Raw genomic sequence first — 15,252 nt, forward strand, 5'->3', positions numbered from 1 at the left:
GTATTGCTCCATCAGGTTTTCACCCATTGTGGAAGATTCCCTACTGCTGCCTCCCGTAGGAGTCTGGGCCGTGTCTCAGTCCCAGTGTGGCCGATCACCCTCTCGGGTCGGCTACGTATCAAAGCCTTGGTAAGCCATTACCTTACCAACTAGCTAATACGCCGCGGGTCCATCCATAAGTGGCAGCCGAAGCCACCTTTCATCTAAGAGACAGGCGTCTCAAAGACCTATGCGGTATTAGCATCCGTTTCCGGATGTTATCCCCCTCTTATGGGCAGGTTACCCACGTGTTACTCACCCGTTCGCCACTAATCCATTCTCTGCAAGCAGAGAATTTCATCGTTCGACTTGCATGTATTAGGCATACCGCCAGCGTTCGTCCTGAGCCAGGATCAAACTCTCGTTTTAAGTGTTTGACTTGCTCATTGATTAAAAATTGTGAATGAACCTTGTTCATTCGTTTAGTTGTCTTGATTCATAAATGAATCGAAGACCCCTGCACATTTGGTTGTTTTTACTTTGTTCAGTTTTCAAAGATCTACTCTTTATTGCTTCGTGTTATGTCGTTGTCGCTTTAACAGCAACTCATATATCATACCACGTTGTCATTTCGCTGTCAACAACTTTTTTAAAATTGTTTTTCCGTTAACCCTTGATAACATTACGTTGGAAGCGTTAACTCGCTCGACTTATAGTAGTATATCATCTTGTGATATTCGGTGTCAAGAACAAATTAGAATTTGTTTTTTTGACTCAATCGTCTCTCACAAGCGACAAGATATACTTTATCATGATATGGAATTCTGGTCAATAGAAAAGTATCATAAACTTCATTTTTTATTTTTGATAGTGTTCCTTTTCGCTTAATAAGCTTTATTTAAAAGGTTTTTTCATATAAATTAAATTTCGAATGACTATTAGAACTAACTTTCTTGTCAGTTTCAACTAACGTAAACCCTGCATCTTTATAGAATTGATTCAAATAGTGGTTGTCTGCTACACAATCAAGTCTAATCATTCGATTCCCATTCCTAATAGCTCTATTCATTGCTATTCTCATTAGTAATTTTCCATTTCCACTTCCATGAGCTTCCTTTGCTAAAGCTACTCTATGCAAGTAAGTTACACGACCTTCAGAATCTTCTCCCCATAACTCGGCGTCCCAAGAACTTTGAGTTTCCAGTAATATAAAAATACCTAAGTAAATATCTTTTGAATAAGCCATATAAACGTTTTGGTTAAGAATAGCTCTATCTGTTCTATGAACATCATTTCCTAAGAGCAGATCTCCCCATTGGTTTGACCCTTTTTTATTCAGCCATTTTGCAGTATCCAATAATGTGTTGAACACTTTTTCATAATCTGAACTAGTTGCTATTACACTTTTCAAGTGTTTCTCCATATCCGTTCTCCTCCAGTATATTTATTTGAATAGATAAAAACCCCCTGCAGATATAGATCCGCAGGAGATTTTCGTAGTGATTTTATGAATCACTTTTATAAACGATTATTCAATTCATTCGCTAAATCTTCAAAGCCTGGCTTGCCTAAGAGAGCAAACATATTTTTCTTATAAGCTTCTACACCTGGCTGATCAAATGGGTTGACACTATTTAGATAGCCCGAAATCGCAACAGCTATTTCAAAGTAATAGAATAAATATCCCAAAGTATACGCACTATTGTCCGGAATGGTTACTACAAAATTTGGTACATCTCCATCTGTATGTGCTAATAGTGTACCTTGGAAAGCTTTGGTGTTAACAAAGTCAACATCTTTTCCTTCTAGGTATCCTAATCCGTCAAGGTCTTCTGACTCTGATGGAATATCAATTGTTTTAGCTGGATTGTCCACTTTGATAACTGTTTCAAATAAATTACGTCTACCTTCTTGAATATACTGCCCAAGAGAATGCAAGTCAGTTGAGAAGTTTGCGCTTGAAGGATAAATACCACGTTGGTCTTTACCTTCAGATTCTCCAAATAACTGTTTCCACCACTCTGAGAAGTACTGTAAGTTTGGCTCGTAATTAATCAACAGTTCTGTAGAGTATCCTTTGCGGTAAAGAACATTTCTTAATGCAGCGTATTGGTAAGCTTCATTATTGGATAAGTCTGTATCTGTATACAAACTTGCAGCATCTGCAGCACCTTTCATCAGCTCATCTAAGTTACCGCCACTTACAGCAATAGGTAATAGACCCACAGCAGTCAATACTGAGAATCGTCCCCCAACATCATCAGGAATAACGAAAGTTTCATAGCCTTCGGTATCCGCAAGTGATTTAAGTGCACCTTTTTCTTTATCCGTTGTTGCAAAAATACGAGATTTAGCTTCTTCCTTACCGTATTTTTCGATAAGTAAATTCTTGAATACTCTAAACGCTAATGCAGGTTCAGTTGTTGTTCCTGATTTAGAGATAACATTAACCGAAAAGTCTTTATCTCCGATTAATTCAATTAAGTCAGAAAGATACGTAGAACTAATACTATTCCCAGCGAAAAAGATTTGTGGTGTATCTCTTTTATCAGCACTTAATTCGTTGTAGAAAGAGTGACTTAAGAAATCAATCGCAGCTTTCGCTCCTAAATATGAGCCGCCGATTCCAATTACAATCAATATCTCTGAATTAGACTTGATTTTTTCGGCTGCTTTTTTAATACGAGCAAATTCGTCTTTGTCATATTCAGTAGGTAAATTAACCCAGCCTAGAAAGTCGCTTCCTGCTCCTGTACCGTTTCTTACTGTATCGTGAGCAGTTGTTACTTGTGCTTGCATATTATCTAGTTCTTCCTTACCTATAAAACGATTTAATACTTTTGAATAATCAAATGAAATGTGACCCATTCGAGTTCTAACCTCCATGTTTTTGATATCGTTCAGTTTATATTTTAAAGGATTTACCCTACAAAAAACAAGAGGAACGTGAAAGAACCTCTTGTTGGTTTAGTCTGATCAAATCAGTAGAAATTGTGGAACACCTGAAATTTCCCAGTCTTCGAGTGTCTTCGTTATTTTCTCTGAATGTTCCCAGGTTAATTCATTATCGTCTATTAGTAGTTCTAGCGGACTCTTCACTGATTCATCTTCATACGTGAATACGAATAAAGGTACACGGTTATCTTGAACGACTGCATTTGTCAACTCGTTCAATTCTAATTTTTCTACATCAATAGAAAGCACTTCTTTCATTCTTTCTATAATACAAGCGAGTGCCGTTTTCTTAGGTTTGACTTCTGTTGCTGGAAACGAAAAACCTTTTGATTCCTTTTTAACCAAGAATACATACCTATCATCTTCATCTTTAACCAAAACCGTACATGCTACATAATGATTTTTTGCTATCAAATTTTACACCTCACGTGATCTGACCAGATATTCTGGTTCAATTTCTTATAACCGATTCACTCAACCACTTAACTCCATTGATACAATTCATCTACTTAAATTAGTCTAGGTGTTCGCCTTCTTCAATTTCTCGAAGTGCTTCATCAATCCAGTTGGGGAATTTTCTTCGAATAGACTCAAACTCTGTCCCTGATCGCCGCCCATATCTTGGGTTCTTTTTTTTATTGGAAAAAGGATGATATTTTGGTGTATTCAGTCCTCGCATGGATAAACTTATTTTTTTACTGTATTCATCAATGTCCATTACGACAACATCTACAGTATCTCCGATAGTTACGATATCTTCGATTTCTTTTATAAAACCATGCTTAAGTTCGGAAATATGCACGAGTCCTTGTGTTTCATCATCTAATGCAACAAATACTCCATACGGTTGTATACCTGTGACATTCCCTCGCACACGGTCTCCAATTTTGTATCCCATGAATTCACCTCTCAATCTTTCATGGAGTATTTTCTAATTTATCTTAAATAGTATATCATGAATGAATTCGTTAGGGAAACTATGGTGTTACCTGTTCTCCCATTACTTTTAAGGGACAGTATCAATCGTCAGTAGAATTCAATACTGAACCACGTTATACTATAAAAAAGGCGTAAAGGATGATTAAAATGGAAAACGATTTTGACAAAATAATCAACAGAGAAGGAACTAACAGTGTGAAATGGGATGCTCGCAAAGCACTATTTGGATCAGCAACAGCTTTACCGATGTGGGTGGCGGATATGGACTTTGATCATCCTGATTCAATCAAGCAAGCTTTGCATGAACTCATTGATCACTCAATATTAGGTTATGCACTTCCTTCTGATCAGTTAATAAAATCAATTGCTGAGTGGCAGAAAAGTAGACATCAGATGACGATTTCAGAGGAAAACCTATTGTTTGCTCCAGGAGTTGTCGGTGCTTTAGGGGTTTGCGTTCAAGCTTTGACTTTACCTAAAGAAGGTGTGATGATCCATGATCCTGTTTATACGCCTTTTTCATCTATCGTCGAACATAATGGTAGAACACTCTATCGTTCTCCTCTTTTCATTGAAAATGGACAATACAAAATGGATTTACAACATATAGAAGAAATGTTCAAAACACACTCTATAAAATTATTTTTACTAAGCAATCCTCATAACCCTGGAGGTAGAGTTTGGTCAAGAGAAGAACTTCTTGAATTAACGGCGTTATGCGTAACATATCAAGTAGTGTTGGTTAGTGACGAGATACACAGTGATTTGGTGTATTCTGATTCAACCATTTATTCCCCTGTCACCTTGGATGATCAGTACAAAGAGTGGGTCGTTACGCTTCACTCTGCTACAAAGACATTTAACCTTGCCGGTACTAAATTAGCTTTTTATATTGTATATAATGAAGAAATAAAAAACAAATTACAATTTGTTCAGTCTCAAACAGAGCAAGGTGGCGTTTCTACGTTTGGTATGACAGCTACAGAAGCTGCATTTTCAAAAAGTGAGGGCTGGCAAAAAGCTCTACTAACTTATCTTGAAGAAAATCGACAAATCGTGATGGACTTTTTTGATAAAGAACTTCCAGATGTATTTTATATGAAACCCGAATCTACTTATTTGTTCTGGTTTGATGCTTCTATTTTAAATATTGATAGCAAGCAGCTCAAACAAACTTTTGTAGACGTTGGAGATATTGCTTTAAATGATGGACAGTCTTACGGAGAATCTAGCGGACAATTTATGCGTCTCAATTTTGCTTGTCCAAAATCCGTTCTTTTGGATGGACTGAACAGGATTAAATCAGTTTTTGAATCGGTTCGTTAATTTTAGATTTTTTCAAAAAAAGTGCCGCTGATCGTATGTATTATACATACGATCAGCGGCACTTTCATCGAGATGGTTTTCTTATTTTTCTAGTTCCTTAAGCGCTAATAGTAGACTTCCTGTTATCCCGGCATCATCACCTAATTCTGGAGGGATAATGTACGTATCTAAGTCAGGCGTTTCAACATATCCATTTAGTAGTGTCTTGAATTCATTTCGAATAAGAGGGAATAGCTGTTTCTGCTTCATAACCCCTCCACCTAAAATGATTTTTTCAGGACTCAAAATTAATGTGTAATTCATAAGTGCTTGAGCAAGATAAAATGCTTCGATTTCCCAAACCTCTTTACGGTCTGTTAACTCTTGCGCTTTTTTGCCATAGCGCTTTTCAATAGCTGGTCCAGCTGCTAATCCTTCAAGACAGTTCTTATGATACGGGCACACCCCTTCAAATATATCATTGGGATGCATTTTAACCAGTACGTGGCCCATTTCTGGATGACCAAATCCTTCTAGAGGTTTACCATCCACTACAGCTCCTCCGCCAATGCCTGTACCCACCGTTAAGTAAATACAAGAGGACTTTCCTTTTGCTGCTCCTCTTTCTAGCTCACCTAATGCCGCAGCATTAACGTCTGTCGTCCATCCCACTGGGATAGTATAGCGTTCTTTAACTTTTCCCAAAAAATCTGTATGTTTCCAGGCCGTTTTTGGGGTCGTTGTAACATAACCGTATGACTCAGAATCTTTGTTTACACCAATAGGACCAAAAGAACCAATCCCCATCGAGTCTAATTCGAATTGATCAAAAAACTCAAAAACTTTCCCCAATGTTTCCTCTGGTGTAGTTGTCGGAATCGTTATACGTTCTTTAATCACCAATGATTCATCGCTGATAGCGCATACAAATTTAGTTCCCCCAGCTTCGATAGCTCCTAACATTTCTAACACTCCCATGCTTTAATATGTAAAATCAGAGGTAAAGCACTCTGGCTCTACCTCCCATTTTTCACCTATTTATTATCTATTGATTTCGATAGATTGAATTGTTACATCTTGATTAGGTTTATCCATAGCATTACGATCTACATTTTGAATCTCTTCTGCTACATCTAACCCTTTAACAACATGGCCAAAAACAGTATGTTTTTGGTCAAGCCACGGTGTACCACCATTTTCTTTGTAAGCTTCAATCACTTCTTCGGGGAAGCCAGCTTGCTCAAGTTGAGGTATCATTTGCTCTGGTAAATCAGACATGGTTACAATAAAGAATTGACTTGAATTTGTTCCAGGTCCAGCATTTGCCATAGACAAAGCGCCTTTAAGGTTAAAGAGATCCGATGAAAACTCATCTTCAAAATTACCGCCCCATAGACTTTCTCCGCCCATACCGCTTCCAGTTGGGTCTCCACCTTGAATCATGAAATTCGGGATAACTCTGTGGAAAATAACACCGTCGTAATATCCTTTTTCAGCTAATCCAGTAAAGTTTTCTACTGTTTTAGGTGCATGCTCAGGAAATAATTGTACAACAATGTCTCCTTTATTCGTTTTCAAAGTTGCTGTTAGCGCATCTTCTTTAACTTCTGATAATTGTGGATATTGGCTCATGTTTAAATTCCTCCTTCATAAGATCATTATTAGTTTACAATAGATCAAAGAGTTTTCCAATACCTTTTACCTTATTACGCTTTTTCGAAGTCAGATATCTTTAAAAACTTCGGTTTCTTTTAATGATCTGAAAGAGTTGAATCAGGAATCCCATATACAGTTAACACGTCTTTTCTCTTAGTAACCCTACTTTTCAAAAGACAAACTTTTCTACAAATAAACACACTATTCATGTTATGATAAATACTAGATTTGTATCTATAGTAAAGGAAGATTTCTTATGACACTGTTTGACAACTATCCATTGATTGCTGCTCTATGTGCAATCTTTATTACTCAAATTATTAAAATTCCAGTAGCTTTTTTACTAAGACGTCCTACATCTTTTGCACTAGCAACGTCTACAGGAGGTATGCCTAGTTCCCATTCAGCCGGAGTTACCGCATTGATTACAGGATTAATCATTGAACAGGGTTATGGATCTCGATTAGTTGCGATTGCTGCCACTTTTGGTGTAATCGTTATTTTTGATTCGATGGGCGTTCGTAGACAAAGTGGAGAACATGGCATATTAATCAACGAATTGATTGCTGACTTTGAGAATCTTAGAAAGACAATTGTTGCCATCAGTCAAGATGGAACTAAGAGCGTCAAGGAAATGATCGACGAAAATAGACAGTCAAAAGAATTTTTAGGACATAAACCAATTGAAGTGTTTTTTGGTATTCTGTCTGGTATTCTTATTGCAATACTCATCAACTTTCTTTATTAATTGTTTAGTTTATTGGAGGATTTTAAGTGGCAAGTGAAAATGAATTATATGATATCACAATCATAGGTGGTGGTCCCATCGGAATGTTTTCAGCATTTTATGCTGGAATGAGAAACGTGAAAACAAAAATCATTGAGACATTACCAGTACTCGGAGGACAAGTTTCCTTACTCTACCCCGACAAAACAATTTACGATATTGGCGGTTACGCAGCTGTTACAGGTAAAGAACTCATCAAGCAACTAACCGCTCAAATGCAGTTATTTGACCAAGCATTATGTATGGAAGAACAAGTACAAACCATTCAAAAAAACGATGAAGGCGTGTTTGAGCTTACGACAAATAAAGGCGTTCATTACTCTCGAACCATTATTATCACGACTGGACAAGGTGCTTTTAAACCTCGAAAGTTGATGCTTGAACATGCAGAGAGCTTTGAAGACAAATCACTACACTATATTGTTAATCATCTTGAGCAGTATAAAGATAAAACTGTCGCGATATGTGGTGGTGGTGATTCCGCAGTAGACTGGGCACTGACATTGGAACCCATAGCTAAGAAAGTTTACCTTGTTCACAGGAGAAACAAGTTTAGAGCACATGAAGCAACTGTAGAACAAGTGAAACAATCTTCAATAGAACTATTAACGCCCTATGTTCCGCATGAATTAATTGGACAAGACGGAAACCTTTCATCTGTTGTTTTCAAAGAGGCTAAGGGCGAAGGATTAACCAAGATTGATTTAGATTATTTCGTGGTCAATTATGGATTTAGCTCTTCTATTGGTCCTTTGAAAAACTGGAATATAGCCTTAGATAAAAATGAAATTATCGTGAACCCGAAAATGGAAACTTCTATCGAAGGCATTTATGCTGCGGGCGATATCAGCACATATGACGGTAAAATCAAATTAATCGCTACAGGTTTTGGAGAAGCACCTACTGCAGTAAACCACGCTGTCCACTATCTTCATCCAAAAGAACATGCTCAACCTTATCAAAGTACAAACTTATCATTTGACGAATAACTATTTTACTCATTCTGAGGAGGATTCTTATTATGGTACAACCCAGTTCAAAATTACACAAAGTAGCATTACAGCGTTTAGAAGAACGAGGGGTTACATTAGAGGAAATTGCTGAACTCGTTTACGACTTACAAAAGCCTTACATCTCAGATATTTCAATGGAATTATGTGTGGAGAATGTAAGCTCTGTCGTCAAGAAACGAGAAGTCCAAAATACTATTCTAACTGGAATCGAATTAGATGTTTTATGTGAGCAAGGTAAATTATCTAGTCCTCTTCAAGAAATCATTCAAGAAGATGAAGGACTTTACGGAATTGATGAGATTCTAGCTCTTTCTATCGTCAATGTCTATGGGTCGATTGGTTTCACCAACTATGGTTATTTAGATAAAACAAAACCCAAACTAATCGGTAAATTAGATAATCATGAAAATTCAGGAGAAACACATACTTTCTTAGACGATATTGTTGGAGCGATCGCTGCAGCGGCAGCTAGTCGTTTAGCACATGCAAACCCTGGAATTTCAGATATCATGAAATAAGCAAAACCCCGTTGACTATTGTCAGCGGGGTCTTTTTAATCTTTGAACGCTTTTCTTTTACTTATTTGATAGCCTATAATGAAGGATCCTTCAATCAAAACGAAAAATAAAATAAAACAATACATAAAAAACGATTCAGGTAAAGCGTTGATAATCGGATCCGTTGCCGGGTTAAACAACCAAGCATCATTATCAAAAAAAAGTTGATGAAATAGTACAAACATCTGATCAAATGCAACCGCTAAAAACATCAACAATACTGGTGGTACTAAACTTGCTATAAAAAATGGTTTAATCAATACCCAGTAACGTTTCGTCTTTCTTAAGAATCGAACGTAAAAATAGGTTCCAATTCCTGAAATGAATAGAACGCCGTAATTGATATAAAACAATCGTTTGACCTCGTAAAAATGGAATAATCCATCCTCTGAACTAATAAAATCTGGAAAGTTCAATTCAGTGATCCAAGGAAAATGCAAGTATCTCAACAATATATAATAGTTATTCATCAACTGGTCATAACTTATTCCTAAACGTTCCGGCAAATCATAGTTATAAATGGCAAGCTGATATAATGGAATAAACCATATTGTGATCGCAATGGCCGTTGATACAATCAGCAATATCAAACTCACTATGCCTATACTCTCTTTTAATCGACTCATTTAGTAAAGACCCATTCATCAAGCGTCTGAATAGTATATGTTGGCTGCTCTTTCACATTTATTAAATCTGCTTCTTTTGTAAAACCTGTATAAACTAGTAGTGTGTCTATATCATTATTGATACCTGCTAAGATATCTGTTTCATAATTATCTCCTATCATAAGCACTTCACTTTTCGTTAAACCGATTCTTTTCAGTGCTTCATCCATGATAATTGACTGAGGTTTACCGACAAATGTAGGGGTTACTCTAGTCGCTTTTTCAATCAAAGCTACAAGTGAACCAGCTCCTGGAACCATCCCTCTTTCAGTAGGAAGGTTTGTATCTTTATTTGTAGCTACGAAATTTGCGCCTTTTTGAATCGCTAGTGTTGCTTTCTCACATTTCTCATAAGTCAACGTTCGATCTAATCCAACAACGACATGATCAGGCTTTTCTTCATCTACAACAAATCCCGCTTGCTCCAGTGCTTGTTGCAATCCTTTTTCACCGATTACATACACTGAGTATCCTCCAAGAGTCTTCAAGTAATCAGCTGTTGCGAGAGAACTTGTATAAATTTCATTTTCGTGCGCCTCTATATCAAATTGATTCTTAAGCTTGATTGCTACGTCTTCAGGGCTACTTGTAGAATTATTCGTTACAAAAAGAAATTTTTTCCCAGCTGATCTTAGACGTTCGATAAACGCAGGGGCTTCAGTAATTGGTTCATCCCCTTTATACATGGTGCCATCTAAATCAATTAGATAACCTTTATAATCTTTAACAGTTTTATCCATAATATAAACGTACCTCATTTTTTAAATTTTCGTATATTGAATACTACTGAGTATCTGTTTTATTCTTTTGACGTATTTTAAATTTTGTTTCGCCTTTTTGATTTTTAACTGTTTTTACTTTATTTTCTTCCGTTTTCGGTTGTGCATTTGCTGTATTATTCGTTTGTTGTCTTTCCTTTTTAGTAAAAGCTTTTTTATTCTGATCTTTTTTAAATGACTCTCGTTTTTTTGGATTTGCTTTTCCTTCTTGTTTTTTAGCTTGATCAACTTTTTTAAGGTGTGTCTGTTTAGTACTCTGGTTAATTTTTTTACTTGTGTTAGGTTTACCTTTACGTTTAGGTTGAGATTTTTGTTTCCTTTTCGGTTCCATTCTTTCAAGAACAAAGTACGCACAACCAAAGTTACAATACTCTGTTAAGTAGTCCTTTAAACTAGAAATTCTCATATCAATTGGAACTTTCTTGTTCTTGGAATAATAAAATCCTCTCAATCTGAGTTTTTCATAAGAAATATCACCGACGATATAGTCGTATTTTTCTAAAAAATCACTATATCTCGCTTCTAACATTTCAAGATCTAGACCTTCTCGGTAATTCTCTATAATTTTATAAGCATCTCCATTAAGTGATAATGTCTCGTGATCAACTTTCTTCACAAGTTTATCGTCTTCTTTTAGGTAGAGCTCTACGCTATTTTCAGCTACAGGTTGTTCTTCAATTACATCTTGGGTCTCTTTTTCATTGCTTATCGTATCTTTCATATGATCCCTTCTTGTTCTCTGTTTATCGGATAACGTTTTTTCAAATAATTTCCTATTATTTTACGTAGAAAGTGCGGGAAAAGTACTTCGTATTCTGATTCTTTGGAAATTTCCGGAAAAAAAGGAACAAATAAATAATGATCAACGGACGCTACTGTATAAATAGTTTCATCATCTAACTCTTTTCCGTTGACTAGGATCTTAGATCCTTCGATTATATCAATTCCTTTGTAGCATAGTTGTCCGAAAACTTCTCCTCTGAAACCGAGTCCTTTGATTGGAAGCGTCTGTAATCTCTCTTTTTTACTTTCCATAGATAAGAGAAGCTTTTTGAATACTTTCCCATTCATGCTGTATTTTAGCACACGCATAGGGTGTGGCAAGGCACGATGTAAATCATCATTGGTAACACTACCTTCAATGAGTGGTTGCAAGAATAGACCCGCATTTAATATTGCGCTATCTGTCTCAGCATAATCACTAATTGCATCCATTCCTATTTTCACAAAATTTGTACAAGATTTCCAGTCTACCAAAAGATTTTCCGGAATGTTTGCAATTTTCTGTTCCTGTAATAGTTCATGACCGAATTGAATATATTCTTTAACTAAGCCCTTTTCGTTTTTGATCGGTTCTATATCAGTCAGAAGATTGATAACCTTTGCCTCTGCCAGTTTAACGGTATGATGTTCAAAGTACAAATCTATTTGGCCGATGTGTTCTCCAAACTTCCCTGCTCCGGTCAACAGAGTTTCATTGACCCGTTCTCCATTTGGTAATAAATGATGGGTATGCGCTCCTATTATAACATCTAATGCAGGAAATGTTTCTGCAATTTTTCGGTCGTAATCTATCCCCAAATGACTGAGCAAAATCCAATTATCGATTATATCATCATACTGAGTCAACTTTTCTTTGATACTATCAAATGGGTCTTCTACATCCCATCCAAGTGGCCCATAACTGACACTTAACGGAATCGTACAGGCGATTACACCGATGCGTGTCTGTTCCTTTGTACGATAAATTTTAATTGGCTTTGCCCATTCTGGCGTTTTTCCAGTTACTTTGTCTTTCAAGTTCGATAATAAGACTTGAAAATTAGCTTGATCATATAAATGATCTAATTGATCTTTCGTACTGCCAATCCCTTCGTTGTTTCCGATTGTAACGGCATCATATTCAGCTTCATTTAATAATCTAGTCATGGAACGGCCCTCTGTTGCTTCAGTTAACGGGTGAACTCTGTCACAGGCATCTCCAATATCAAAGATAAAGCAATCTTCAGAGCGACTTTTATGCAAAGAACGCTGACTTCTAAGAAAATTTGCAGTTCTTGGCCACGTATCTAAATGAGAGTGTATATCATTCGTATGGTATATCGTGATCTTTTCCAAGTTCGTACCCTCCATCAATCCTATAGATCCGTTAAAAACATTAATGATGTTTTTAACATTGATCGACTTTTCACTCTATTTTAAAAGTAGAATAGATTCATTTTATCTACTATCACTATTTTAAAGAAATCACATGAGCGGAGCAAATAATCTTAAAGCTCTTTGAGCAAGTTTTGTCGATAAAGATTGAGAAAGGTCACTCAGTAAGATTTTTTCGCTGAACGTTAATGTTTGTTCAAAGTCTTTTAGCATGGCATCAATTTCTGGAACACCGTATAAAACCACAGCGTTTTCGAAGTGCAGGTAGAGACTTCTATAGTCAAAATTGATTGTTCCAATAACTGCCGCTTCATCATCTACAATAATAGACTTGGCATGCATAAAGCCTTTTGTATATTCGTAAACCTCTACCCCCGCTTCTATCAGATCTTTGTAATAAGAACGACTCGTCATGTGAACCAAGTACTTATCCCACTTTTTAGGCATGATGATTTGGACTTTTAGACCGCTTTGGGCAGCTAATGTTAGAGCCGTTTCCAAGTTCTCATCTAAAATGAGATAGGGTGTATAGATCAAGATGCTTTTTTTAGCTTGGTGAATCATCTTAACGAAAACATGCTCTCCCACGTTGTGTGTGTCCGTTGGACTATCTGCGTAGGGTTGTACGAATCCTAGCTTTGGAAAAGTTGCAGTAGCATCAAATTCTGGTAGAATTTGCTTCATATCTTTTGCGGATAACTCCTGATCCATCGTCTGCCAAAGCTGTAGGAAAATCAGCGTCTGACCCCACGCTGCTGGCCCAGTCATTTTAATTCCTGTATCTTTCCAATGTCCAAATCTCTCAACTTCATTAATATATTCATCCGCAATATTCACTCCACCAGTAAAAGCAATTATTCCGTCTATCGAGAGAATTTTCCTATGATCTCTATTATTTTGTGCTGAGGTGATCACAGGGTGAAAAGGGTTATACACTCTACACTGAATCCCGTAGTTTTCAAGTTCTACTTTAGTATCTTTTGGTAAAGTAACAAAGCTACCAATATCATCAAACATCACTCTAACTTTAACACCCTCTGCAGCTTTATGAATCAGAATTTCCTTTATCTCTGTCCACATTTTCCCTTCAGAGACGATAAAAAACTCAAAGAAAATATACTTTTTTGCTTCTGAAAGAGTTTCGAGTATAGACTTAAAATAGTCTTCCCCAATAGAATAGTACTCAACATTTGTCTGACTATACACAGGGAATCCCATCGTCTCTTGTAGATAATACATTTGAGCCGCATATTCGGGGTATGTTTCTGAGGCTTGAGCTAAATCATCTGGTTCGGTCAATAAGTAAGGTCTATGAAATTGATACACTTGTTTGAGTTTGTTTTGAAGTTTTTTTGTTTTTGTCTGTCGATTGAACATAAGGTAAAAAAGTGCTCCAAATACAGGAAAAATCAACACTTGTAAAATCCAAGTGATTTTATATGCTTCTTTTCCTTTTTTTCCAACTACATGTAAGGCAATAATAATAGATAAAAATGTAAACAAAGACTCTATGACAATGGAATAGGCAATTGATTGATTCACCATATAGGCAAATATACTAAACTGTACAACAATTAAAATCGCTAGTAGAACTCTTCTTCTAAAAATTTGAACCATCCACTTATGTATCATATCTGTCATTCCTTTATGTAATCTTTACTTATCAGTATGCTCTTTTCAAGCTCTTTTGTCACGAATGTTTTTAAACGCTATTATTCGATGAATCATTATGAACATGGTAGAATATTAGCGTAGTCATCCGAAGACGTATAGAAAGGAGGGTAACGTTGAATCTTAAAAATCGGTCTTTCGTTTTAAAAGCTGGATTTATGCTGTTTAGCCTTTTGTTGTTAACAGGTTTATATGTGGATATTCTTCCAGAGTACTTAAATCATAATCAATCTATGATTATAGGAACGTTTGCTTATATTAGTATGGTGGCGCTCGCTTGTTCCACTAATGAATCATCTGAATTCACTTCAAAGTTTTTCACTTTAGCGATCTCTATTTTCGCCCTTTACCACATTGTTGTAGAATTTCAATTCATGACTTCAATAGCGCTTTTATCTATGACGAGTGTTTTGGGTTATATTGCTTTATTTACGTTTGGCCTGCTATTTTCTTTGAAACTGATCAGCAAATTCAAGCATAAACCACTACCTACGATCATTTTCAATGGGTCAATGACCTTAGGAACTGTACTCGTTTATTGGCATGTTGCTTCAATCGATGTTGTAAGAGAATCCGTTTTATTCTTTGTACCTTTTTCTCTTCTATGTTTAGTAACGATTGGTCAATTCTTGTTCCGTTTCGTAACATTCAAGCAATTGAGGTCAGACCATTATGCGTAAAAGATTTAAAAAAGAGGCTGGGACAAAAGTCCCTTAAAATATTCAAATACAAATAAACCCTGTAAGAATTGTGCTTTTTTACAATCCTTATAGGGTTTATTCTTGTTTA

Annotated in this window: 16 protein-coding genes and 1 rRNA gene; 5 read left to right on the plus strand and 12 right to left on the minus strand. The window is 36.3% G+C overall.

Annotated features, from left to right (window positions below; all coding sequences use genetic code 11):
* The 5 genes from ACFP65_RS05445 to ACFP65_RS05465 form a co-directional block, all read right to left on the minus strand.
* Positions 1 to 408, minus strand: a 16S ribosomal RNA gene (locus ACFP65_RS05445); the annotation flags it as partial.
* Between the two features lie 469 nt (positions 409 to 877).
* Positions 878 to 1,402 carry a GNAT family N-acetyltransferase gene (locus ACFP65_RS05450; RefSeq protein ID WP_379916654.1) on the minus strand — a complete coding sequence of 175 codons (525 nt, stop codon included), beginning with the start codon at positions 1,400 to 1,402 and terminating at the stop codon, positions 878 to 880.
* A 95-nt stretch (positions 1,403 to 1,497) separates the two neighbouring features.
* Positions 1,498 to 2,847, minus strand: coding sequence for a glucose-6-phosphate isomerase (locus ACFP65_RS05455; RefSeq protein ID WP_379916656.1), 1,350 nt, complete (start codon positions 2,845 to 2,847; stop codon positions 1,498 to 1,500).
* Between the two features lie 108 nt (positions 2,848 to 2,955).
* A complete protein-coding gene (locus ACFP65_RS05460) occupies positions 2,956 to 3,348 on the minus strand; it encodes an NUDIX domain-containing protein (protein WP_379916658.1) in 393 nt (130 codons plus the stop codon).
* Between the two features lie 100 nt (positions 3,349 to 3,448).
* The gene (locus ACFP65_RS05465) at positions 3,449 to 3,832 is read right to left on the minus strand and encodes a CvfD/Ygs/GSP13 family RNA-binding post-transcriptional regulator (protein WP_379916660.1); all 384 of its coding nucleotides are present in this window, start codon (positions 3,830 to 3,832) and stop codon (positions 3,449 to 3,451) included.
* Between the two features lie 188 nt (positions 3,833 to 4,020).
* Here ACFP65_RS05465 and ACFP65_RS05470 point away from each other — a divergent pair, with 188 nt between their 5' ends.
* On the plus strand, positions 4,021 to 5,199 hold the full coding sequence (locus ACFP65_RS05470; RefSeq protein ID WP_379916662.1) for a MalY/PatB family protein: 1,179 nt from the start codon (positions 4,021 to 4,023) through the stop codon (positions 5,197 to 5,199).
* A gap of 81 nt (positions 5,200 to 5,280) precedes the next feature.
* Here ACFP65_RS05470 and ACFP65_RS05475 read toward each other — a convergent pair whose 3' ends face one another.
* Together ACFP65_RS05475 and ACFP65_RS05480 are read right to left on the minus strand one after the other, a co-directional pair.
* Positions 5,281 to 6,141 carry an ROK family protein gene (locus ACFP65_RS05475; protein ID WP_379916664.1) on the minus strand — a complete coding sequence of 287 codons (861 nt, stop codon included), beginning with the start codon at positions 6,139 to 6,141 and terminating at the stop codon, positions 5,281 to 5,283.
* Positions 6,142 to 6,219: 78 nt separating this feature from the next.
* The gene (locus ACFP65_RS05480) at positions 6,220 to 6,810 is read right to left on the minus strand and encodes a peptidylprolyl isomerase (RefSeq protein ID WP_379916666.1); all 591 of its coding nucleotides are present in this window, start codon (positions 6,808 to 6,810) and stop codon (positions 6,220 to 6,222) included.
* Positions 6,811 to 7,090: 280 nt separating this feature from the next.
* Here ACFP65_RS05480 and ACFP65_RS05485 point away from each other — a divergent pair, with 280 nt between their 5' ends.
* The 3 genes from ACFP65_RS05485 to ACFP65_RS05495 are packed head-to-tail and all read left to right on the plus strand — an operon-like array spanning position 7,091 to position 9,152.
* The gene (locus ACFP65_RS05485) at positions 7,091 to 7,582 is read left to right on the plus strand and encodes a divergent PAP2 family protein (protein ID WP_379916668.1); all 492 of its coding nucleotides are present in this window, start codon (positions 7,091 to 7,093) and stop codon (positions 7,580 to 7,582) included.
* A gap of 26 nt (positions 7,583 to 7,608) precedes the next feature.
* Complete coding sequence (locus tag ACFP65_RS05490; RefSeq protein WP_379916670.1) at positions 7,609 to 8,610, plus strand: NAD(P)/FAD-dependent oxidoreductase; 1,002 nt, start codon at positions 7,609 to 7,611, stop codon at positions 8,608 to 8,610.
* A gap of 32 nt (positions 8,611 to 8,642) precedes the next feature.
* Complete coding sequence (locus ACFP65_RS05495) at positions 8,643 to 9,152, plus strand: phosphatidylglycerophosphatase A (RefSeq protein WP_225743516.1); 510 nt, start codon at positions 8,643 to 8,645, stop codon at positions 9,150 to 9,152.
* A gap of 35 nt (positions 9,153 to 9,187) precedes the next feature.
* Here the strand turns inward: ACFP65_RS05495 and ACFP65_RS05500 are convergent, their stop codons facing one another.
* The 5 genes from ACFP65_RS05500 to cls form a co-directional block, all read right to left on the minus strand.
* Positions 9,188 to 9,817: a TIGR01906 family membrane protein gene (locus ACFP65_RS05500; protein WP_379916672.1), complete on the minus strand. Its 630-nt coding sequence runs from the start codon at positions 9,815 to 9,817 to the stop codon at positions 9,188 to 9,190.
* Positions 9,814 to 10,596 carry a TIGR01457 family HAD-type hydrolase gene (locus ACFP65_RS05505; protein ID WP_379916674.1) on the minus strand — a complete coding sequence of 261 codons (783 nt, stop codon included), beginning with the start codon at positions 10,594 to 10,596 and terminating at the stop codon, positions 9,814 to 9,816. The genes ACFP65_RS05500 and ACFP65_RS05505 overlap by 4 nt, the downstream gene beginning before the upstream one ends.
* A 43-nt stretch (positions 10,597 to 10,639) precedes the next feature.
* Complete coding sequence (locus ACFP65_RS05510) at positions 10,640 to 11,356, minus strand: YutD family protein (protein WP_379916676.1); 717 nt, start codon at positions 11,354 to 11,356, stop codon at positions 10,640 to 10,642.
* Positions 11,353 to 12,753, minus strand: a complete 1,401-nt coding sequence (locus tag ACFP65_RS05515) for a bifunctional metallophosphatase/5'-nucleotidase (protein WP_379916678.1) — start codon at positions 12,751 to 12,753, stop codon at positions 11,353 to 11,355. The genes ACFP65_RS05510 and ACFP65_RS05515 overlap by 4 nt, the downstream gene beginning before the upstream one ends.
* 129 nt (positions 12,754 to 12,882) lie before the next feature.
* A complete protein-coding gene (cls, locus tag ACFP65_RS05520) occupies positions 12,883 to 14,424 on the minus strand; it encodes a cardiolipin synthase (RefSeq protein ID WP_379916680.1) in 1,542 nt (513 codons plus the stop codon).
* Between the two features lie 155 nt (positions 14,425 to 14,579).
* Between cls and ACFP65_RS05525 the strand changes: the two genes are divergently transcribed.
* Positions 14,580 to 15,143, plus strand: coding sequence for a hypothetical protein (locus ACFP65_RS05525; RefSeq protein ID WP_379916682.1), 564 nt, complete (start codon positions 14,580 to 14,582; stop codon positions 15,141 to 15,143).
* Positions 15,144 to 15,252: the final 109 nt, after the last annotated feature.

The sequence above is a fragment of the Marinilactibacillus sp. GCM10026970 genome (assembly GCF_042660675.1).
Taxonomy (GTDB): domain Bacteria; phylum Bacillota; class Bacilli; order Lactobacillales; family Carnobacteriaceae_A; genus Marinilactibacillus.